Origin of the sequence: Legionella quinlivanii, from assembly GCF_003265995.1 — a bacterium.
Lineage (GTDB): Bacteria > Pseudomonadota > Gammaproteobacteria > Legionellales > Legionellaceae > Legionella_C > Legionella_C quinlivanii_A.
In genome coordinates this window covers 109,869-130,852 of the sequence record NZ_MVJN01000007.1, presented here as the reverse complement: position 1 = coordinate 130,852, position 20,984 = coordinate 109,869, and the positions used below count along the sequence as shown (strand labels likewise).

Genomic DNA, 20,984 nt, shown 5'->3' with positions numbered 1-20,984 from the left:
TGCATTCAAGGGGATAGCCGTTTGACGGTGAATCCCTGAGGTTCTGAGTGATATTCCCATACATCCGACAGTTCATCAAGGCGATAGCTGTAAAATAGAAAGCGCTGTGGTTTAACTGCAATTCCATAATAGTCAGGAGAAAGAGGGAGCGGGTTCTGTCCTGCGGTCTCTTCAATCTGTTTTCGCTTATTTTCCAGTATCTCCTTATTCTTTATGGGCAGACCGGATGTGGGGGCATAACTGCAAAAACGAATTTGCGCCCATTTTGGATAGGCATTCCAGTAACTGGCATTCTCTTCTCCTGATAAAAAACGCGCCTCGCCTTCGACGATCACTTCTCGTGCGTGGCGTTCAAACCAGAATGTAAGGGAAACACGGGCATTGTTTTGTATTTCCTGCACTTTTCTTGTGATTTTCTGCGTAAAGAAAAGCAGCTCTTCCCCGCAAATTTCGCGAATAGCAACCACACGGCCATGACCGGCGCCATTTAAACCCTGCGTGGATAAAACGGCATGACGTGCATATTGCGCTCCGGCAGATGCTTCTTCGTCCAGCCATTTTTTTAATAAGTCCAAGGGTTGATGATCAGCCATTGGAATGTTTTTACTCACTCGAACTCTCTTTAAATAGCAAAATTATGTCATTTTAACCCAAATTTAACCTGATGATTATATTTAAATATTAAGATTAAATTAAATCCATTTAGATCATTTTATTTACAAGTCAATTCCATTTGATTTACAATTGAACAGATTTTTCAGGAGGAGATAGGATATATGACGACATCAAATAAAACGCAGTTCACAATAAACCCGGGCAGCGATTCAAGGCCCTTGCAAAATGCTTTATTGCAAATGAAGCTAATCACTTACAAACAGATTAAAAGCGATCCTCAGCGAGATAGGCTATATTTTGAAACCTCTGATACCCAGCTCTATGTAGTATCTAAGGATAGTGATTCGTTTCTCTATTATCGCGGCATATTGTTAGCTGTTACATCGGGAAATGAAGCGACTCAAATCTACATGTCTGCTTTGCAAAAACTCTTCACCAGCCAGATTAACAGCAAACTAAAATCTACCATTAGCTATCTTGCTCAGAGCATGAATGGCTTTTTGAGTGAGGCTTCCAGGTTAAGCAGTGGTTCAAACACCGCTGTCAATAGGATAGGCTTAACTGATAAGGAACTGGAAGAACTGTCACCTTATCTATCCAAAATTTTAAAAGTTACCGAAGCGCAGCAAAAAAACTTTTTCAAATTAATCAGAGATCAGCGCATTCAAACACACCAAGGGTCTGAGCAATCGAGTTTCTCTAATCCTTTTTTGGAAAAAGCCTGCGATTTATTTTCCAAGGGAATTTCCGTAGAAGAATTTCTGTCTCTGGATGAGCAGGAGCAGACAGGATTTGCCTGTCAGGCTAAACAGGTTCTGGCTTTGAAAAATAATGGAGTGGAATTTTTAGAGATTATGAAAATAGGCGCTAAGGGCTTGCTAGAACTACGAGAGCGTCTGGGCTCTGAAATTTATCGAGCAGGAACCGAGTCAATTCAAAATAAATGGATTCAGGGGGTGACTCCCAATTCCGATAATCACAGCTCCCCTTCCCCATTTTAACGCTTGTTTATCAGGCTAATTCTCCGCTCAAGCGGGATTCACTCTCTTGCTACAAGGAATGAATCCCGCCTGCATGTTACTGATCAATATGGAATTTCAAGGGTAAAAGAACTTCCTTGCCCGCTGCCTTTGGATTGTACTCGCAGTTCACCGCCAAGTTCACAAGCTAATAGAGCACAATTATGCAGTCCATAGCCATGTCCTTCTTTTTTAGTCGTAAATCCAAAAGAAAAGATTCGAGTTAAATCATCCTTCTGAATCCCTATACCATTGTCACGTATTGTAATGCAGACAAGAGATGGAGAAGTTGTTTCAACTTTGATAATCAGACGTTTTTCATGCTGCTCACCAAGTATCAGGGCATCGATTGCGTTTTTGATCAGATTAATCATGATTTGCTGGATTTTGGTTCTTACTGAAATAATTGGGGAAATATTGTTATATTGACGTTCTACATTGATACTCGCTTTTCGCAGCCGATTAGCATATAAAAGAAGAATATCCTCGATCAGCTCCTCAAGGTCTATCGTTTCCTTGATCTCGGAGCTTGCCTGACCAGAAGATTGCTGCATGGCAATAACCTGATTTACATGAGTGAGATTATTATTAAGCTGATTTAATTCCTCACTCATCTTCACCTTTTCACTTTCCAATTGCTCTATCAGTTTTTTAAAATAAGGCATAAATAATTTTCCACGCTCATCGTCCTTTAAATAGACATCGAGATGATCCAGATTTTCCTCCAGTATGGACAAAAGCTTGGGCAACTGGACCACATAGCTATGCTGAGCGGCCTCCGACAACATTGCAACAGAAGTATTAACACTATTCAGCACATTGCCTACATTATGCAGAATACTGGTGGCTATTTCAGCTACCCCTGCCGAGCGCGAGGTTTCAATTAAACGCGTTTTGGCGCGATCCAGCTTCATAACCATTTCATTTAAATGGCTCTGCAATTCACCGATTTCATCCCGAGTCAGAATAGGCAGCATTGGAGCTAAATGGTCATAATCAATTTTTCCTGCAAAATAACTTAATTTAATAATGGGTTTCGAAATAAGATTTGCCAAAAATATACTTAGTCCAAGTGTAATCAGAATAATGATGCCATTCAGTATTAATAACAAATTGAATAAGGCAGTGGAAGCCGTAATGGTCTTCTCCCTTTCCTCCTCCAGAAGGGTGCTTTCCTGGACTAACACTCTATTAATAAATTCATTCAAGTTCTTTTCTTTAATTTCAAGAAATCCTTTCTTAACCGTGATCTCTGATACAGGCCTTTTTCTTTCACCAGCCAAAAACAAATCGAGTGCTGCCAGCACTAGCGTATCACGAAGTTGACTAAGTTTTTTACCATTTTGATCGACAGAGGAAGGTTCATACTTCTGATATATATTTTGCTGTTCTCCCAGCTCTTCAAGAATTGATAGAAATTCGTCTTTAACTGTCGACAAATGCTCTCTATCTCTTTCACTTAAACTTTGAGAAAATTTTTCATCATAACTCATAAAAAAATTAATTTTCATAATTAAATTTTTCATGGTTAACAAGGCTTCCAAACGTGGAACGGTTCGTTCGATAATTATTAAGAAATTTTCTTTAACATCGAGATATCGGGCCAATAAAAATAGATTGACCGGTATAAATAAAAAGGCGACCAGCAGCATACTTAAGAGAATTTTATGACGAATACTCATTTTACTCTCAGCGATTTCGATTGAGCCTTGATAACAGCCTCACCCACCTGTTGACCCGTTACCAGACCTTGCTGGGCATCAATTGGAAAATGGATCCCTCCCCAGACACGACTGGAACTGGCCTCATTTGCTTTTTTCCACCACATTTTTTTATTCTCAGGAAAATAATAAGACAAAATGACTGCCGCTGTGGCTGAAATACCAGAGTGCCCCGCCGGATAACTGGGATGATTTGGCGTTGGCATCACTGTATTAATGGATGGATCAAGCATAAATGGCCGTCTTATCCAATAGGTATATTTGGTATAAAATAACGTGATTACTTCATCTGCGATACCCATTGCCAATACCGAGCGTACCAGCAGCATTTTGGAGAACGAAACGTGCTCGCTTTCCATATATTCATTTGCAAACTTTAGCCAAATTCCGGGCGGCGTGATAGTTGATGGGTTTCCCGCCCAAAAAACGACAGCTTTCGTTTGTTCGGGACTTATATTCTTTAAAGCCGTTTGGGTCTGTTTTAACTGGCTCTGCCATTCCTCTGAATCAGGCCTGGGGGGAGATTTGGAAACATACTGACTGGGAGAGCTGATTACCCAGGTTTTCCAGGATCCTGTTTCCTGGCCAAAGTAAGGGGTAGTTCCTTTCCAATAAAGCGTTCCTCTTTTTTCAGCTGATAATTTCTCCATTTTCCTGTCGATATCCATGCGTTTAATTATTTTACTTACAACCAGTTCCGCAATTTTTTCTGAGTAGGGATCTGTCTTAATCTGAAATTGAATCGTTGAACAATCTTGTTTAAAAAACAGGCAAAGAACCTTAGCTGTAACCACATCAAGACTTCCCATAAACTCTTGCTTTGCGTTATAAGATAAAAAAGCGGCGTCGCGTTGTGCAGTAAGCACATAGGCATAAATTTTGGATGCGGGAGCATCTCCCAGTTTATTTGACTTGATCAGATCAAACATCAGCTTATCCCATTTATTTAAAGAAGCTTCTGTCATTGATTGAGCAGATTGGAGAGATTCTAGAGAAGCGAGTTCTTCATCGGTATATTGAAAATAAGTGGGTAGGAAGGTCGACTGGCTGACACGATAACAATAAGCAATGACTAACACAGCAATAAACACAAGAGTAATGATTAGCCCAATTCGTTTCATATCACTCCTTAATGTTATTTTCCTGGTTCAATATTTTCTCAATAGCTTCTGGATGCTCCAGTAAGTAGGTGAGTTCGTCTGCCGGTAAGGGTTTGCTAAAATAAAAGCCCTGAATCTGGTTACAGTGATGCTTTTTCAAAAACTCGAGCTGCTTTTGTGTTTCGACGCCTTCGGCAAGTACTTCAAGATCCAGACTGCGAGCCATTGCTATAATTGCGTGGATAATGACTTCATCATTACGATTTAACTGGATGTTATTAATAAATGAACGATCTATTTTAAGTCGATTGAGTGAGAGATTTCTTAAATGATGCAAATTGGCATACCCTGTGCCGAAATCATCCAATGCAATCTCAATACCCATCTCTTTTAATTCATTCATTTTGCGAATGATCATTTCATTGATTATCGAGCTTTCACTGAGTTCAAGCTCAAAATACTTAGGGGCCAGTTGAGTTTCCTGCAAAATGGTTTTTATTTTTTGTACAAAATCGAGCTGGCTTATTTGCTGTGAAGTAAGGTTAACTGCCATTCGGATCGGCGGCAAACCCATTGCCTGCCAGCGTTTGTTCTGCAGGCATGCCTCTCTTATCACCCAGTCACCGATAGGAATCATCAACCCGGTTCGCTCAGCCAGAGGAATAAAATCAATAGGCAGCAGCATGCCTTTCTGTGGATGAACCCAGCGAATTAACGCCTCCACTGCCTCCAGTTTATGATTTTCAATATGGAATTGCGGCTGATACCAGACTGTAAACTCCTTATTATTAACGGCCTGATAAAGATCCGATTCCAGTTCCAATTGCTCAAACACTTTATCATTCATCTCTTTTGAATAAAATTGATATTGGCCGCCACCCAGTTTTTTTGCGTGATACATTGCCGCATCCGCATTTCGCAGTAGTTCATCTGCCTCCTCCCCATCCCCTGGATAAGTGGCAATACCCATACTGCTGGAGATACTTAAACTGCGATTGGCAATAGTCATTGGTTCCTTGATGATCTGTAATATCTTTTGTGCCACGGTATGAATGTAATCAATCTGCTTGAGCTCGGTAACGACAATGACAAATTCATCTCCACCCAGACGAGATACTGTGTCGAAAGCACGAATAGTGGGTAGTAAACGTTTCGCAATATGGATTAATAACTCATCGCCGGCGGAATGTCCCAGGCTATCATTGATGAGTTTAAAACGATCCAGATCAAAAAAAAGAATGGCAAAACTTATCTTATGGCGCTTGTAGGCAGCAATGGCCTGTTGAACTCTGTCATGCAAAAGCGCCCGGTTAGCCAATCCTGTCAGCATATCATGCGTTGCCTGATATTTTAATTCCTCAGTGCGCTCTTCTACAGCCTGTTCCAGCGATTGTGTGTACGCTTTGGATTCGCCAATTAACTTCCATTTTCGAGTCAGCGCATAAGCTAATTGTCTGACCGCGATGTGATCGAAAGGTTTTTTCAGAATCAGGAATTTATCACTATGGCCTAGCTCTTGTATCGTCTCTTCCCAGTTGTAATCGGAAAAAGCAGTACAGATAACGACGTGGATGTCGGGATCAATTGTCCAAATATTTTTTATGGTTTCGATGCCGTCCCATCCTGGCGGCATGCGAATGTCAACAAAAGCAAGAGCAAAGGGTTTACCTTCGTTCAGGGCTTTTTCAATCAGCGCAGCGCCGTCTTGGCCCTGAGTGGCAGTATCGATTTTAAAACGCGGCAAAATCAACTCATTGGCATTGACATTTTCAATATCAAATAATTGAGCGCCAAGATCATCCAAATCATTTTTGGCGTTTTTTGTTAGGATTTTTAAAAAATCTTTATGGATTTCAACATTATCATCAATGACAATGATACGAAAATCATAATTATTATTGTCCATGCTTTTAGAGTGCCTTCCTGGATATATAAAGTATAGCAATTGTGCAGCATTCTTTTGTAATCAATCGCTTAATCCCTGGATGAAATATAACCCAGCAGCTTATGTATTTTTTTCTCTATCGGAATTTCAATCACTGTCACCCCTTTAAAAGCAAGCGCCTGCTGAAAGGCAGTTTTAATCTCATCGATATTGGCGGCAAAAGAGGCCTCTGCGCCATAGCCTTTTGCCAGGGAAACCAGATCAAGACCAGGAAGATCAAGACCTGGAACATTGGGTGTATTCTCAAGTAATGCGAAGGACTTCAGTATGGCATATTCTTCGTTTCTTAATGCCAGAATGATAAGATGAGTCTGATGCTGCACGCCCGTCCAGATCGCCTGGAGTGAATATTGAAATGAGCCGTCTCCAATAATCAGAATCACCGGCCGATCACGACCGCTTTTTTGCTCAGCAATAGCCAGCCCAACTGCTGCAGGCATATCCCAGCCCAATCCTCCCGAGCTCATAGTATAAAAAGAATGAGGTTTAACGACAGTGCCCAAACCTGATTCCTGCAGATCATGAGTATTTGAAGGCGATTCCTGTACGAGAACATACTCTTCAGGGGCAATCCCTGACAGGATATCGAACACCTGTTTTGCAGTCAGCGGGTAAGCCGGTTGAACCGTGAGCTGACTTCGTTCCTGTTTACGATTAGTGGAAAAATTTTGGTCACTCCCACGCTCTTTTACCTCATCTAATAATCCTTTTAAAGCAAGCAGGCTATCACTTACCAGACAATCTCCCACTGGTGCCTTGGCAGCCTCATAAGGATCATCAGTCACCTGAATCAGTCTAGCCTCCTCGGGTAAATAGTCACCGGCTATCCAGGGATAGTAGCGGAAAACAGGAGCTCCTATAACAATAATTAAATCATGGCCTTTAAGCATTTGGCTCAGCAAGCCTTTTGCCGACGGCAATTCGCCCTGATACAAAAGATGATCTTCTGGAAAAGACACTAATTCGGAAAAAGGTCCTTTCCATACTGGACAGCCCAGTTTTTCAGCAAGTAAAACCGCCTCTTTCCAGGCATTACTGCGAGCGACATCGGCGCCATAGATCAACACAGGGTTTTGGCTTTCATTAATTTTCCGGGCAAATTCAGACAATCGCTCCGGATCTGGCCCCACTATTCGAGATGTTGAACGAAAAACATCCACTTCATCAATTTCCTCATCCCACAAATCAAGAGGAATTGACAGAAACACTGGCCCCTGCGGCGCCTGTATTGCCGTTGCATAAGCCCGCATAAATGCCGCAGGGACATCTTCAGGCCGCATCACCTCATAACTCCATTTGACCCAGGGTTTAGGCAAAGTCGTCGACTCCACATTGGTGAGAAACGGTTCCATTAACAGCATTTCACGGGTTTGCTGGCCAGCCGTTATAATCAGCGGTGTTTTATTCAGATAGGCTGTCAGGATACAGCCCATTGCATTCCCCATGCCTGCACCAGTGTGCACATTCACGAGCACAGGCTTGCCAAGACCTTGCGCCAGACCGTCGGCAATACCTACAACGCTGGACTCCTGCAAAGCCAGAATAAAATTGAAATCATCTGGAAAATTGGCTAAAAAGGTTTCTTCAGTAGAGCCTGGATTGGAAACAAAATTGCGCAGATCCAGTTTGCGCAGAAGATCAAATGTAGCGTCCCTAACCGTTGGCATAGGATTTCTTCCCTGAGTTATTTCTAAATAGTATAGATTAAACGCGGTATCAAAGAACTACAGGCAGCATTTACAGAATTAATTTAATAGAAGAGATAAACGAGGATTGCTGCTCATCAGTCGATGCTGGTTTGAAATGAACAGGACCAGAATAGCGCATCACTGCATCTTTCTGCTCTTGATCATCCCCCAGGATTGCATTGAGACGTCTGATTTCAGACTGAGAGATAACGATGACCCAATCCTGTTCGCCAGCCTTTACCTGCTTCAGAAAAAAGTCCTTGAATTTAATTGGCGATCTCTTCTCATCAAGGGAACAAAACTCCTGGCTATAGGGTGTGAGGCTGTATATTTTCATAAAAAACTCTTTATCAGAATTCAGACAGGCTATTTCTCCTATCATTAAAAACTCAATCTCTCCTTGCTCATCGGGCTCTATGCAACTTAGCTGATCTGAATTGCACAACAATTCCATCTCACTTTCATAGCAGTTTTTTTTATTGAAAGAGTACTTAAATACGCCCTGCTTGATGGCAGTAATGACCAGTGATTGATTAAATACGGGGTAGTTTTCGATGATGATATCGTCTGAAAAGGGCTTAAGCCTTAAATCTTGCTTAGCTTTTATCAAACTTAACAAAGTATACAGTTTTGTCATGTATCACGTTTTAGCCTGGAAATTTCGAGATGACGGCGTGCCGGTGAGTAATGACACAGTTTAATGAACACTCCCGAAATTTCCAGGCTACTCCCAAAATAATTGCTGAGGGTTAATAGTAACAACCGAAACTGTCTTTACCAATGAACAGACAATGGCTGTAGGCGCTAATATCCCGCACATACGATGCTCCCTGATAATTCAGGACAATTTGCTTGGCTTGCAAATGAACCTCAGGTGTAAAGTAGGCTTCTTCGGCCTGACACTGTTTTTTAATCAGCTTCCAGTCACTATTCTTCAGGGGCTGGGAAGTAAGTTGGTGGTTTCGGCAAGCCTTGAGATTCAGCTCCTGGAAACTGGGCGGACTGATGATGGCATCAAAAGTTGCAGCAGCAGCCTTCACCGCATTGTCTGCATCCAGAATTCCATGCCCACAAGGCTTGGAACCTGTGCATGACTTATTGCTGTCTGATGTTTTGCCAAATGGATGAGTTGTGGCATACAAAATCTGCTCAACTTTTTCAGGTGTAATCTGACCCTCGCTAATTGCATACACAAGCCCGGCGACACCCGCGGCATGAGGGGCGGCCATACTGGTGCCCTGATAAAAATCATAGCCGCTATGCTGATAGCCGCCGCCGGGTTTTACCGTGGATAAAATGGCTCCGGATCTTCCATAACGTGCATCGCCACCAGGTGCTGCAAAACTCACCCCCGGGCCATAGTTGGAATAATAGGCCCGTAAACCTTCAGGCCCAGTGGAAGCGACTCTAATTGCTCCATTACAAACACCCGGGGCATTATAGTGCTCCCACTCATTGTCATTTCCTGCGGCAACAGTCACCACAGCACCCTGATGTCTGGCAAAAAACATTGCCTCCTGTAAGGCTTCATCGCAGTGATCGACTTCTTTTCCAGGACGCTCGTCCACACCAAAACTCATATTCAGCACTTTCGCTGGCCAGGGATTATGAGGAACACCGGGTACATCGCCACCCACAGCCCAATAGATTGCGTTGATGACCTGGCTTTCATAAAACATCCCGGAATCATCTGGTATTTTTAAAGCCAGAATTTTAAGCTGCTCACCCACTCCTAACATGGTGTCGCTGACAGCCGCTATGGTGCCGGCAACATGGGTTCCGTGATAAGAACCGGTTTCATCAGCCAGATTTCGATTGTTACCCGCAAAATTCCAACCCCAGATATTACCCTTTCCATCTTTCAACAAGTTATTTAAAAGAGCTGGATGCGCCTCTACCCCGGTATCCAATACCGCCACCACAATCGGGGGAGAGCTTTCTCCACTCGTATACATCCATGCGCCATCTCGTTTGTCTGGACCGCTCTCAAGCATAATACCGCCAGGTGCGGTAAACTCATCCCACTGCAAGCTATGATTAAGTTCGATGTCTGCCAGACCATCAGGCAAAGGCAATGGTTTAAAATGCCCTACTCTATCTTTGACTACATACAGAATACGGGGATCTTTTTTCAAGGCCTCAATAGCGTTTTGCAATTCTTTTTCGTCTGAAAGACCGGCTTTGGAATGCGCGCTGTGCAAGCTTAAGGAATACGCTCCGCCAGCTATCGGCTTTAAGGAGTCAATTGTCCAGTCTTTGGAAGACTGCAAATGCTGTAAAAGCGAGCTGGAGGAAACTGGCTCTTTATATTTAATGATTAACTTCAAAGAATCATTTTGAGCAAAACTGGAAAACGATAGGATTGAACCCAGTAAGACGGATGGTAATCGCATGAATATGCCTCCCTGGCATGCCATTTTTATAAGGGAAATATCATCGCATGATAACAGGCAGTCTGCCAAGACTACAATCCATTTGCAGGACGTTTAACATCTAAACTACCTGACCTGCAGCCCAACCCGATGACCAGGCCCACTGAAAGTTATATCCGCCAAGCCAGCCGCTGACATCGAGCACTTCACCAATAAAAAAGAGCCCTGGTACTTTTTTAGCCTCGAAGGTCTGGGAAGAAATTTCATTGCAATCAACTCCGCCCAAGGTCACCTCCGCCGTTCGATAGCCTTCTGTGGCATTGGGCTTGATTGACCATGCCTGCAGTCTTTCGGCAACTTGCTGTAATTGTTTATGATTGAATTGTTTAAGTGGCTTTTCCAATACTTCAGCCTCATAAAAAACATCCAGAACGCGCTTGGCCGTGAATCGGGATAATACGGTTTTTAAGAAAATATCCGGCGAGCTATGGCGGGCCTGTAATAGTTCTTCATACAAGTTAGTCTGGGGTAAAAACTGAATATTTACTTCTTGTCCAGGAAGCCAGTAGGAAGAAATTTGTAATATGGCAGGACCACTTAATCCCCGATGAGTAAACAAGACATTTTCCTGAAAAGAAATCCTGTTACAACTCACTGAACTTTCGACTGAAATTCCAGTCAATTCAGCCAGGCGCTCCTTATCCTTTTCATGCAGTGTGAAAGGTACAAGCCCCGCTCTGGTCGGATAAACATTCAAGTCGAACTGGGCGGCAATCTGATAGCCAAATGGGCTGGCTCCCAGGGTGGGAATCGACAACCCCCCGCTGGCGATAACCAGCGAGTCACAATGATAAGTTCCCTGTCCGGACACGACCATAAAATGTTGGTCTTTTTTCACAATAGAAGTAATCGAATGATTCAATCTAATATCGACATTATTTTTGCGGCATTCTGCCAAAAGCATATCCACAATTAAATGAGACTTTTCTTCACAGAAAAGCTGACCCGCCGTTTTCTCATAAAAGGCAATTTTATGACGTTTGACCAGCTCAATAAAATCCCATTGCGTGTAACGCTTGAGTGCTGATTTACAAAAATGCGGGTTATGAGAGATATACTGCTCTGGGCTGGCATATAAATTGGTAAAATTACAGCGGCCCCCTCCTGACATCAGGATTTTTTTACCCGGCTTATTACTTTTATCGAGAATCAGCACGCGGCGCCCGCGGGCTGCTGCTTCAATAGCGCACATCATTCCCGCAGCGCCAGCGCCTACGACTATCACATCCACTTTATTGATCATATTTTTTGACAACAACTTAAGTTAAATTTAACGAAATCGGCCAGCCTAAACAGTTCCTTTTGTAAAAAGCATCCACTTGTTCCTGGAATTTTCGAGAATCCTCACTATCCTTGATGAAAAATTCCATTGCCTGATCCTCATTGCCGCAATCAATAATTTCAGGCATTTGCAAATGATCCTTTGTAAACTCATGGATCTTATCCCCCCATATTACTTTTTCCTGGCAATCAAAATGCCCAGACAGGGGTCCCAAATGCAAACTACGGGCTTTAGTAAGTCCCATGACCTCTCTTGCCATCCACACAGACGGCAGCGGGAATGCGCCGGGTACTATCACTTGCCGCCATTTACCGCCAGGAGCAAAATAACCCCCTTTTAGCAAGCAGCCATAGAGATATTTTTTTTGGTTAGAAGGAAGCTGATCGTAAAACACTGCAGCGACCTCTGGCAGTAATGAGAAGCATATTGAGCCTTTGTTCAGGCCGGTTTCAGAATTTGCGGCCACAAAGAGTTCATCATTCGTGCGAAAACCCCCGTTCTCTATCATCTCGGCCGGGGGAGTTGTACATAAGCGATAAACAATCCTTCCCGGTAAAAAGCTGCCCTCCATGACACGAGGGAATTTTTCGCGCATTTTGTCAGCCGTTTTTTTATGATGCTCCTCTAACTCAAGCACTTTCAAGGGATCAGGCCGTGCGCCAAAGGTTTTAAAATCGGAACGCAAACCTTCCGGCAGTGTTGAAAAAAACCGCTGCCCCGACCAGGTCGTATTATTTTTGATAACAGTTGACAAAAAGCGCATTTCTACAACCTTACAGCAAATTTATCGCTTTGAACTATGGCAAAACGTTTTTTATTTTAACTAATTGACATAATTTAGCCATAGAGACTTCTGGTGTCTACTGTTTTTATGAATGACTGGCTAACTTTACCGATTTTATCATCATACTGCTGTTTTTTTGAGAACAAAGCAGGCTAATTCCGCTATAATGGCATTATTTAATGTCTTAAAACATCATGGCTCAAAAAACAGGCAGCGCTAATTTACCTTTGCATTATGGCAGAGTACCTCAATGGTTAGCCGAACGTATGGCCAAATTGGGGGCTATTATGAGTCAGGCCATTATTCACCATTATGGGCGAGATGAGTTTTTGCGGCGCTTGGCGAATCCCTTCTGGTTTCAATCCTTTGGTGCCGTGATGGGAATGGATTGGCATTCCTCAGGTATTACAACCAGTGTCCTCGGGGCGCTTAAAAGAGGATTAAATCCCTTGTCACGAGAACTGGGGATTCATGTGTGCGGAGGCCGTGGGAAATATTCGCGACAAACGCCGCAGGAACTTATAACCATTGGACATGAAGTTGGTTTTAATGGCCAGCAACTGGCGCAATCCAGCCGTCTGGTGGCCAAGGTGGATAGCGCTGCCATTCAGGATGGCTTTGATCTTTACTTACATGGTTTTATTGTAACGGACGATGGGAAATGGGCTGTGATTCAGCAGGGCATGAATACCAGTAAAAAACAGGCGCGTCGATACCATTGGTTATCTGAGGGTCTGGAAAATTTTATCAATGCACCTCATGCAGCGATTGAAGGGCGTCATCAAGGCAATATTATTAATCTGACCGATGAGCGCGCTGAATTTTCCAGATGCTCACAGCTGGATCTTTTAAAGACACTTTCACCCGAACGTATACTGACAGAAGCTGAAAATTCTATACAAATTAGTTCGCAAATAGTTCCCAGCCATAGCAATCAACTTTTATTACCTCATCTGGATATGCCGCATCATCATGACGTCAGATCTGAAAATATTTCCATGAAGCGTTTGCATGGCAATATAGCCGCAGCTATTGAACGTGGCCCAGAGGATTTTTCAGAGCTGCTCTTAACTCCTGGCGTAGGTGCCAGAACAGTTTTAGCGCTTGCAATGGTCGCTGAGGTGATTCACGGTGCCCCTTGCCGATTTTCCGATCCGGCCCGTTTTTCGCTGGCTCATGGCGGTAAGGATCGGCATCCCTTTCCTGTTCCTGTCAAGGTCTACGATGAAACAATACGGGTTTTAAAAACGGCAGTACAAAAGGCAAGTCTCGGAGAAAGTGAGAAACTGGATGCGATTAAACGCCTCGATGAACAGGCTCGAAAACTGGAACATCACATCATCAGCGGCCCGGATTTTGAAGAGATTGTTAATCATGAAAAAAAGCAGTCGTCTTTATATGGCGGCAGAAGTGTGTTTGGGGTTGAAAAGTAACTATGGTTCACAAAAGGAAATAAGACTACATCATGCTAATCATACTGGGCGGTTTACCGGGTACAGGTAAAAGTACCATTGCCAGACAATTGGCCAAAACAATAGGAGCTGTTTATTTACGCATCGACAGCATTGAGCAGGCAATAAAAAATGCATCCCAGTTCAGCAGCCAGGGCGGGATAAATGTCATCGCTGAAGGCTATATGACGGCTTACGCCATTGCGAAAGATAATCTGGAAATTGGCTTAACGGTGGTTTGCGACTCTGTGAATCCTATTGAAATTACAAGGGCGGCCTACCGTAAAACTGCAAGAGAAATGAATAAGCCCTATCTAGAAATTGAAATCATCTGCTCGGATGAAACCATCCACAAAGAACGCGTTGAAACAAGAAAAACAGACATTCAGGGCTTAACACCACCCACCTGGCGGGAAGTTCTCGACAGAGATTATGAACACTGGGAAAACAAACAGCTAACCATTGATACTGCCACACAAACCGCTGAACAAGCCGTTGAGGAAATTATTGCTGAGCTCGACCAGAACAAGCTCAGCAGACAATGACAGTCATTGTTTAGACTATAATCTGATCAAATCACAACTGTGTAATATTTATGCACGTCACTGCTTCTGATTTTTCTCATTTACTGAAAGTGCTGACTGATATTGGAACTGCCCTTTCTGCTGAAAAAAATCATATTCTGCTGCTGGAATCGATTCTGATGAAAGCCCAGGAAATCACCAATGCCGATGGCGGAACTTTGTATACATGCACTGATGATCAAAAACTCAGATTTGAGATCCTGATTAATAAATCACTTAAACTTCATCTGGGTGGAACCAGTCAAAACCAGAATAAACTTGACGATCTGCCTTTATACAACGAGCAGGGCGAAGCCAATAATAATATGCTGGCTCCCTGGGCTGCCATTAGTAAAAAAACGATTCATATTGAAGACGCGTACAAAAATACGCAGTTTAAGCTATCAGGAACCAAGCAATTCGACCAGCAAATGAATTATCATTCTCAATCATTTTTTGTAGTTCCAATGACCAATCATCTTAATGAGGTCATTGGGGTGCTTCAATTAATTAACGCCATTAATCCTGAAACAAAAAAAATCAGCTCGTTTTCAAAGTTAAATCAGCAAATGGTTGAATCTCTGGCCTCACAAGCCGCTATTACCATTACCAACCAAAGGTTGATTCAGGCACAAAAAGAGCTTTTTGATTCATTAATACAGCTGATTGCCAAAGCAATTGACGAAAAGTCACCTTATACAGGAGGTCATTGCCGGCGTGTACCTGTCATTACCCGCATGATTGCTGAAGCCGCCTGTGAAATGGATTATGGTCCATTGAAACACTTCAGCATGACAGAAGAGGAAATGTACGAGCTGGAGGTCGCAGCCTGGCTTCATGATTGCGGTAAAATTTCAATCCCTGAAGCAGTAGTTGATAAAGCAACCAAACTTGAAACGATCATCGATGGGATTAAATTGATTAACACACGATTTGAAGTATTGCAGCGTGATGCCATCATCGCTTCCTTGCAAGCCAAAATTCAGGAATTAACCGGAACAGAATTTGATTTATCTCAGGATAACCAATTGCAGGAACAACTGAGTATCTTACATCAGGAGCGCAATTTAATTGAAAAAATGAATCAGGGAAAAGAGTTCACCCCGGATGAAGACATCGAGGCCATGAAGAAAATAGCTCAGCATCAATGGACTTCCTCACACGGACAGAAAGAAGATCTCCTTTCCGGAACTGAAAAGAAGATGCTGTCAATTCGCCGCGGCACTCTGTCTTCGCAAGAAAGAGAGATTATCAACAATCATGTCAAAGTCACTATTAAAATGCTGGAGTCTTTACCCTACCCTAAAAATCTGCGGAATGTTCCACTCTATGCAGGCGGACATCACGAAAAACTCGATGGCACCGGCTATCCTCGCGGATTAACCAAAGAACAGCTTCCTATACAAGCACGTATTATTGCTCTCGCAGATATTTTTGAAGCGCTCACAGCGAGTGACAGGCCTTATAAAAAAGCAATACCCCTGGAAGAAGCCCTCAAAATCCTCAATCAAATGAAAACTGAAGGGAAAATTGACGCGGATTTGATGGAAGTATTCCTGTCGAAAAAAATCTATGAGCGCTATGCCAGGCAATATCTGTAGTCCAGAATATAAAGTGACTAAGCTAATATAATCCACTACAATCCGACCGCAGTTCTTCATTACAACTGCGAAAATTACCTTAATTGATTTAAAGGGATTAATACTTTTTTTAAGGATGTTGCTTATGTCTAAATTTTCCACATTTTCTGTATATGAAACAGAAATGCGTCTTTTTATCAACTCATTGAAACAATCCGCAGTGGATGTCGAAAAAATCACTGACTGGCTGTATGGCGCCGGCATTTATGCCTATACACGCGCTCAGGGAGCTTTTTATTATCCATTCGAAGCAGAATGTCTGGAGAAATTCAAGCATAGACCCTTAATATCTCGCTATCATTCCCAAGGGCAACATTTTGAAGGTTTATCTGCTTTGCGAGAAACACTGGTAAGTGAATTTGCTAAAGACAATGCCGAGTTGGCTGAAATGCTCGCAAATAATTTCAATACGCTGGTATTAGCAAAAATTTATGCACATAGAGAGTTTATCAAAATTGAGGCCGAGATTGCTTCAGAGTTCAATGAATTTCTGGATGCAAATGGGCGATTAGACCCTCTAGCCTCTCTGGAAAAGGTCACCCAACTTTTTGAAGGAAGAAAAGCAGAGTATCCCCAGCTGGAGAATGATTTTAACAACAAATTGACTTTAATGAGAGAGTTTCTCTCCGAAGCGAAAAAGATGGCTGAGCAGGCTAAAAGCCCATCCATCAAGGACGCTGGATCAATCACTTTCCTTAAACCTCTGAAAACGAAAGAAGAGGAAGAGACGCCCGTATCCTCTGCGAAATTGGGATATAATAGTTCCAATAGTGATGAGTAATTAACTGTAATCCTCTCTCCCCTCAGGGGAAAGAGTTTGAGACACTGCCATTAAGTTAAGGACTTCTGTCATTCCCGCGAAATGCGGGAATCTATTCCTCAGTCGGCATTGTGGCTTGCTCAGAGATGGATCCCCGCCTTTCGCGGGGATGACAGTTTAATATACAATTGAGCTTAACTTAATGGCAGTGAGAGTTAGAGAGAGGGGTTTAAATTGCCCCCCTCCCAGCCAGGAAGAGGAAATTTCTGTCAATTATCCTGCCAGCTTGCAATGCGTTTCATTAAAAGACCGCAACCGTACAAAACAGCTCCTGTTAAAATAAGGCATAAAATGCGAACTACTGTGGGCGTCGATGCCGTGTCGTACAGGAGAGCCTTTCCAGCGGCAACACTTAAAATTAACAAAGCCGATTTAGCCATTGTTTTATCCTGACGAAAATAGGCATAAGCAATGACGCACACAGCATATAATAGCCAGGAAGCCGATACGGCCAACGAGCTGACTTCGTGGAAGAACTGATATAAGGCGCTGACTCCAAGTAGATGCGCAGCAACTAACAAGCTCAGCCCATATTCTTTTTTATGAATCAAACTGCTGCGATGTCGGGTGATTAATAACCACAGACTTGCAAATGACGCAAAAGAGACCAGCACCCATGAGTAAGTGCTGTTATTTAACAGATGCATCAGCATACTGCAATATTCAATAACCAGGATTAAAAAAATGGCAAGCGATGGAAGATAAAAAGCACCATCCCGCTGTTGGCCCAATAGCCTGACAGGAAGAAAGGCGATTCCTACTATAATCGCCACGAAAAGCCAGGGTTTGAACGCATCAGGCAAAAGCTCAAGATAAAATGAATGGAAAAAAACGATGGTGGAAAATGCTAAAACTAAAGCTCTTGAACTGATAGCCCTATCTGGAAACCACTGCCTGGCAGAAAGATAAAGACTGCAGAGAATCGCAGAAAATCCTATAGAAACCCAGGGAGCCAAACCCGGATAGGCTCTGTCGATGTAAAAATACTCCATGGAATAAAATATTAGCAGAACCGGAAAAAAAGCCCAGGACTCCCGTTCTGTCAACGGCTCTGCGCCATATTTTGAGTATAAATACGTTCCAATCGCGAAAACAAGAAAATGCAGTGCCAGGAAGATGGCGATAGTGCTATCCATTTCTAAGCCAAGACCAGTTAAGCCAGTGACCAAAATAGATAAATAGGCTGCAATCACAATCAGAATTCGGGATTCCACCCAAATGGATATGGTCGCATAAGTAAGCGAACAAATTAAGAAATAATATAATGAGAACAGCGTGTTAGCATTAATGTTTAAAACAACCGGTGCTAAATAGGAGCCTATTGCAGCAATAATAGAGTAGATATCATGTCTGAATCTTAAATAAAGCGTAATACAAAGAATGGAGATTAAACTGGTTAATACAATCGCAGTTTCAAATGAAATTAGAAAATAAAGACGATGCGCGGCAAAATTGCTTAGATATAAAACAATAATTCCCGCCGCCGGAAGCAGACTGGCATAGTATTTATCAATAGCGATAAACACAAAACCAGAGCCAATCAGAAGTGCGCCGAATAAAAAAGCCAGGCCGATTTGCCGCTCTGGCGTTAACCAGCCAGATTCAATGGAGAGTTTGATGATAAAGCCTGCAGCGAGGACAAAACACAGTGTTGCCACTAATCCAAGCCAATTTCCTTGCTTAGGCGGCTTGGAAGGCTCATTTGTTCTCTGCTCACTGGTAACCGTTTCGCCAGAAACCTCTTCGGAAGCGGGCAGATGGAGAAGAGTCTCTATTTGCCCCAGTCTTTTTTCAATCAGCAGCAGTCGTTGCTCCAACAGACTAAAATCCATTTAACTCTCCGTATCCTGATTATAATAAAGCAGCGAGACGACAGGCCTGATCAATGGCATGACGAGCATCCAGCTCTAAGGCTTTGAACGCACCACCAATTAAATGGACAGACTGCCCCCCTTCCTTTAATGGCTCATATAAATCCTTTAATTCAGTCTGCCCTGCACAAATCACCACTGAATCAACCTCGAGGCATTCAGGTTTATCATCGATAAGAATATGCAGTCCCTGATCATCAATTCGCTGATATTGGACCCCGGATAACATCTTGACCTGTTTATGTTTCAGGCTAAGGCGATGAATCCATCCCGTCGTTTTCCCCAGATTTTTACCAAGCTTTTCTTTTTTGCGCTGCAGGAGATAAACCTTTCGCGGACTTTTACTTACAGAGGCTGGTTTGATCCCCCCCCGATGCTCTCCTTCCAGATCAATACCCCATTCATTGAGAAAACTATCAGCATCAGGGCCATGATGTTCATGGGTTAGAAATTCCGCGACATCAAAACCAATACCACCAGCGCCAATAATCGCCACTCGTTCACCTGGAATTTTCCTCTCTCTGATCACATCGATGTAACTCATCACTTTCGGATGATCGATACCTGGAATATCGGGAACACGGGGCTTAATTCCTGTTGCAATAACGATCTCATCGAAAGATTCCAAAAGCCCGGGATGTCCTGCGGTATTCAGTTTGATGTTTACCTTGTATTTTTCAAGCTGCTGAGTGAAATAATCAATGGTATGTTGAAACTCCTCTTTACCAGGAACTCGTTTTGCCAGATTAAACTGCCCCCCAAGTTCATTCCCCTTTTCAAAGAGGGTCACATGATGACCCCGTTCAGCTGCTGTAGCCGCAAATGCCAACCCAGCGGGACCCGCTCCAACTACCGCAATTTTTTTAGGATTGGATGTAGCCTGATAGACTAATTCTGTTTCATTACAGGCTCTTGGATTCACCAGGCAGGAGGCTGTTTTATTAACAAATACCCGATCCAGGCAAGCCTGATTACAGGCGATACAAACATTAATTGCCTCACTTTCACCCAAACGGGCTTTTTCAGCAAAAAGAGGATCTGCAAGAAAAGGACGCGCCATTGAGATCATGTCAGCAACCCCGGCTTCCAGGAGCTGATTCGCTTTCTCAGGGGTATTAATACGGTTTGAAGTAATCACCGGAATACTGATTTCAGGCTTCAGGCGCTGTGTGACACGGGTAAACACTGCGGGGGGAACCATTGTGGCAATTGTGGGAATACGTGCTTCATGCCAGCCGATTCCTGTATTGATAAGACTTGCCCCTGCTGCTTCAATGGCTTTCGCCAATAAAACAACCTCCTCCCAGCTGCTTCCATCTGCAATTAAATCCAGCATCGACAAGCGATAAATAATGATGAACCGTTCACCAACGGCCTCGCGAACGCTCTTAACGATTTCAACCGGAAAACGAATACGGTTATTGAAAGAGCCGCCCCATTCATCCTGACGCTGGTTGGTATGGGTCACGATAAACTGGTTAATAAGATATCCTTCGCTACCCATGATTTCAACGCCATCATAACCAGCCTCTTGGGCCAATTTTGCACAGCGGGCAAAGTGCTTAATCGTTTTAAGAATTCTGCCCTTGCTCATTTCCCAAGGTCTAAACGGGCTAATCGGTGATTTGATGCCGCTAGGAGCGACATTGAAAGGATGATAGCCGTAGCGTCCGGCATGTAAAATCTGCAATGCAATTTTTCCACCCGCTTCGTGCACAGTTTGGGTAATCAGTTCATGCCGCTGAACCTCCTTATTATTGCTAAGCTTTGCGGCAAAAGGGGCCAGACGGCCTGAGCGGTTCGGTGCAATCCCGCCGGTGACGATAAGCCCTGCCCCTCCCAATGCTCTCTCACGATAAAAAGCGGCAAGACGCTGCAATCCCTCTTTATCTTCCTCGAGGCCTGTATGCATGGAACCCATCAGCAGCCGGTTTTTTAATTGAGTGAACCCTAAATCGAGCGGCTGAAACAATGCCGCAAAAGGGGCGTTAGTAATTTTCAGTTCCATGAATACTCACCTAGATAGTAAAATTATGATTATAAAACTTTTATT

General features: G+C 43.1%; 16 protein-coding genes. 5 read left to right on the top strand and 11 right to left on the bottom strand.

Annotation, left to right across the window (positions count from 1 at the left end; translation table 11 throughout):
• Nucleotides 1-5: 5 nt before the first annotated feature.
• Complete coding sequence (locus B1207_RS10355) at nt 6-593, bottom strand: pyridoxamine 5'-phosphate oxidase family protein (protein WP_112219901.1); 588 nt, start codon at nt 591-593, stop codon at nt 6-8.
• Nucleotides 594-776: 183 nt separating this feature from the next.
• Between B1207_RS10355 and B1207_RS10350 the strand changes: the two genes are divergently transcribed.
• Nucleotides 777-1,616, top strand: a complete 840-nt coding sequence (locus B1207_RS10350) for a hypothetical protein (protein ID WP_112219900.1) — start codon at nt 777-779, stop codon at nt 1,614-1,616.
• Between the two features lie 83 nt (nt 1,617-1,699).
• On the opposite strand, the gene B1207_RS10345 is transcribed toward B1207_RS10350, so the two are convergent.
• From B1207_RS10345 to B1207_RS10310, 8 genes are all read right to left on the bottom strand, one after another.
• Nucleotides 1,700-3,316: a sensor histidine kinase gene (locus tag B1207_RS10345; protein ID WP_112219899.1), complete on the bottom strand. Its 1,617-nt coding sequence runs from the start codon at nt 3,314-3,316 to the stop codon at nt 1,700-1,702.
• On the bottom strand, nt 3,313-4,476 hold the full coding sequence (locus B1207_RS10340; RefSeq protein ID WP_112219898.1) for a vanadium-dependent haloperoxidase: 1,164 nt from the start codon (nt 4,474-4,476) through the stop codon (nt 3,313-3,315). The genes B1207_RS10345 and B1207_RS10340 overlap by 4 nt, the downstream gene beginning before the upstream one ends.
• 1 nt (nt 4,477) lies before the next feature.
• Entirely contained in the window at nt 4,478-6,361 is a 1,884-nt protein-coding gene (locus B1207_RS10335) for an EAL domain-containing protein (protein WP_112219897.1), read from the bottom strand.
• Between the two features lie 68 nt (nt 6,362-6,429).
• Complete coding sequence (gene mdlC / locus B1207_RS10330) at nt 6,430-8,067, bottom strand: benzoylformate decarboxylase (protein ID WP_112219896.1); 1,638 nt, start codon at nt 8,065-8,067, stop codon at nt 6,430-6,432.
• Nucleotides 8,068-8,137: 70 nt separating this feature from the next.
• Nucleotides 8,138-8,725, bottom strand: a complete 588-nt coding sequence (locus B1207_RS10325) for a hypothetical protein (protein ID WP_112219895.1) — start codon at nt 8,723-8,725, stop codon at nt 8,138-8,140.
• Nucleotides 8,726-8,837: 112 nt separating this feature from the next.
• Complete coding sequence (locus B1207_RS10320) at nt 8,838-10,481, bottom strand: S8 family peptidase (RefSeq protein WP_112219894.1); 1,644 nt, start codon at nt 10,479-10,481, stop codon at nt 8,838-8,840.
• A gap of 100 nt (nt 10,482-10,581) precedes the next feature.
• Nucleotides 10,582-11,760: an NAD(P)/FAD-dependent oxidoreductase gene (locus B1207_RS10315; protein WP_112220006.1), complete on the bottom strand. Its 1,179-nt coding sequence runs from the start codon at nt 11,758-11,760 to the stop codon at nt 10,582-10,584.
• Between the two features lie 19 nt (nt 11,761-11,779).
• A complete protein-coding gene (locus B1207_RS10310; protein WP_112219893.1) occupies nt 11,780-12,565 on the bottom strand; it encodes a hypothetical protein in 786 nt (261 codons plus the stop codon).
• A 215-nt stretch (nt 12,566-12,780) separates the two neighbouring features.
• Between B1207_RS10310 and B1207_RS10305 the strand changes: the two genes are divergently transcribed.
• The 4 genes from B1207_RS10305 to B1207_RS10290 all read left to right on the top strand — a co-directional run bounded on the left by B1207_RS10305 (nt 12,781) and on the right by B1207_RS10290 (nt 17,021).
• A complete protein-coding gene (locus tag B1207_RS10305; RefSeq protein WP_112219892.1) occupies nt 12,781-14,019 on the top strand; it encodes a DUF763 domain-containing protein in 1,239 nt (412 codons plus the stop codon).
• A 32-nt stretch (nt 14,020-14,051) separates the two neighbouring features.
• Complete coding sequence (locus tag B1207_RS10300; protein WP_112219891.1) at nt 14,052-14,582, top strand: AAA family ATPase; 531 nt, start codon at nt 14,052-14,054, stop codon at nt 14,580-14,582.
• Between the two features lie 50 nt (nt 14,583-14,632).
• Nucleotides 14,633-16,201, top strand: a complete 1,569-nt coding sequence (locus B1207_RS10295) for an HD family phosphohydrolase (protein WP_112219890.1) — start codon at nt 14,633-14,635, stop codon at nt 16,199-16,201.
• Nucleotides 16,202-16,325: 124 nt separating this feature from the next.
• Entirely contained in the window at nt 16,326-17,021 is a 696-nt protein-coding gene (locus B1207_RS10290; RefSeq protein WP_112219889.1) for a hypothetical protein, read from the top strand.
• Between the two features lie 248 nt (nt 17,022-17,269).
• Here the strand turns inward: B1207_RS10290 and B1207_RS10285 are convergent, their stop codons facing one another.
• Both B1207_RS10285 and B1207_RS10280 read right to left on the bottom strand, forming a co-directional pair.
• A complete protein-coding gene (locus B1207_RS10285; protein ID WP_112219888.1) occupies nt 17,270-18,892 on the bottom strand; it encodes a DUF2339 domain-containing protein in 1,623 nt (540 codons plus the stop codon).
• Nucleotides 18,893-18,911: 19 nt separating this feature from the next.
• Nucleotides 18,912-20,939 (bottom strand): NADPH-dependent 2,4-dienoyl-CoA reductase, encoded by a 2,028-nt coding sequence (locus B1207_RS10280; protein ID WP_112219887.1) that lies wholly within the window; start codon nt 20,937-20,939, stop codon nt 18,912-18,914.
• Nucleotides 20,940-20,984: the final 45 nt, after the last annotated feature.

Coding starts and splice junctions, on each gene's coding strand:
- B1207_RS10355 (WP_112219901.1), bottom strand. CDS start 593: ATGGCTGATCATCAACCCTTGGACTTATTAAAAAAATGGCTGGACGAA.
- B1207_RS10350 (WP_112219900.1), top strand. CDS start 777: ATGACGACATCAAATAAAACGCAGTTCACAATAAACCCGGGCAGCGAT.
- B1207_RS10345 (WP_112219899.1), bottom strand. CDS start 3,316: ATGAGTATTCGTCATAAAATTCTCTTAAGTATGCTGCTGGTCGCCTTT.
- B1207_RS10340 (WP_112219898.1), bottom strand. CDS start 4,476: ATGAAACGAATTGGGCTAATCATTACTCTTGTGTTTATTGCTGTGTTA.
- B1207_RS10335 (WP_112219897.1), bottom strand. CDS start 6,361: ATGGACAATAATAATTATGATTTTCGTATCATTGTCATTGATGATAAT.
- mdlC (WP_112219896.1), bottom strand. CDS start 8,067: ATGCCAACGGTTAGGGACGCTACATTTGATCTTCTGCGCAAACTGGAT.
- B1207_RS10325 (WP_112219895.1), bottom strand. CDS start 8,725: ATGACAAAACTGTATACTTTGTTAAGTTTGATAAAAGCTAAGCAAGAT.
- B1207_RS10320 (WP_112219894.1), bottom strand. CDS start 10,481: ATGCGATTACCATCCGTCTTACTGGGTTCAATCCTATCGTTTTCCAGT.
- B1207_RS10310 (WP_112219893.1), bottom strand. CDS start 12,565: ATGCGCTTTTTGTCAACTGTTATCAAAAATAATACGACCTGGTCGGGG.
- B1207_RS10305 (WP_112219892.1), top strand. CDS start 12,781: ATGGCTCAAAAAACAGGCAGCGCTAATTTACCTTTGCATTATGGCAGA.
- B1207_RS10300 (WP_112219891.1), top strand. CDS start 14,052: ATGCTAATCATACTGGGCGGTTTACCGGGTACAGGTAAAAGTACCATT.
- B1207_RS10295 (WP_112219890.1), top strand. CDS start 14,633: ATGCACGTCACTGCTTCTGATTTTTCTCATTTACTGAAAGTGCTGACT.
- B1207_RS10290 (WP_112219889.1), top strand. CDS start 16,326: ATGTCTAAATTTTCCACATTTTCTGTATATGAAACAGAAATGCGTCTT.
- B1207_RS10285 (WP_112219888.1), bottom strand. CDS start 18,892: ATGGATTTTAGTCTGTTGGAGCAACGACTGCTGCTGATTGAAAAAAGA.
- B1207_RS10280 (WP_112219887.1), bottom strand. CDS start 20,939: ATGGAACTGAAAATTACTAACGCCCCTTTTGCGGCATTGTTTCAGCCG.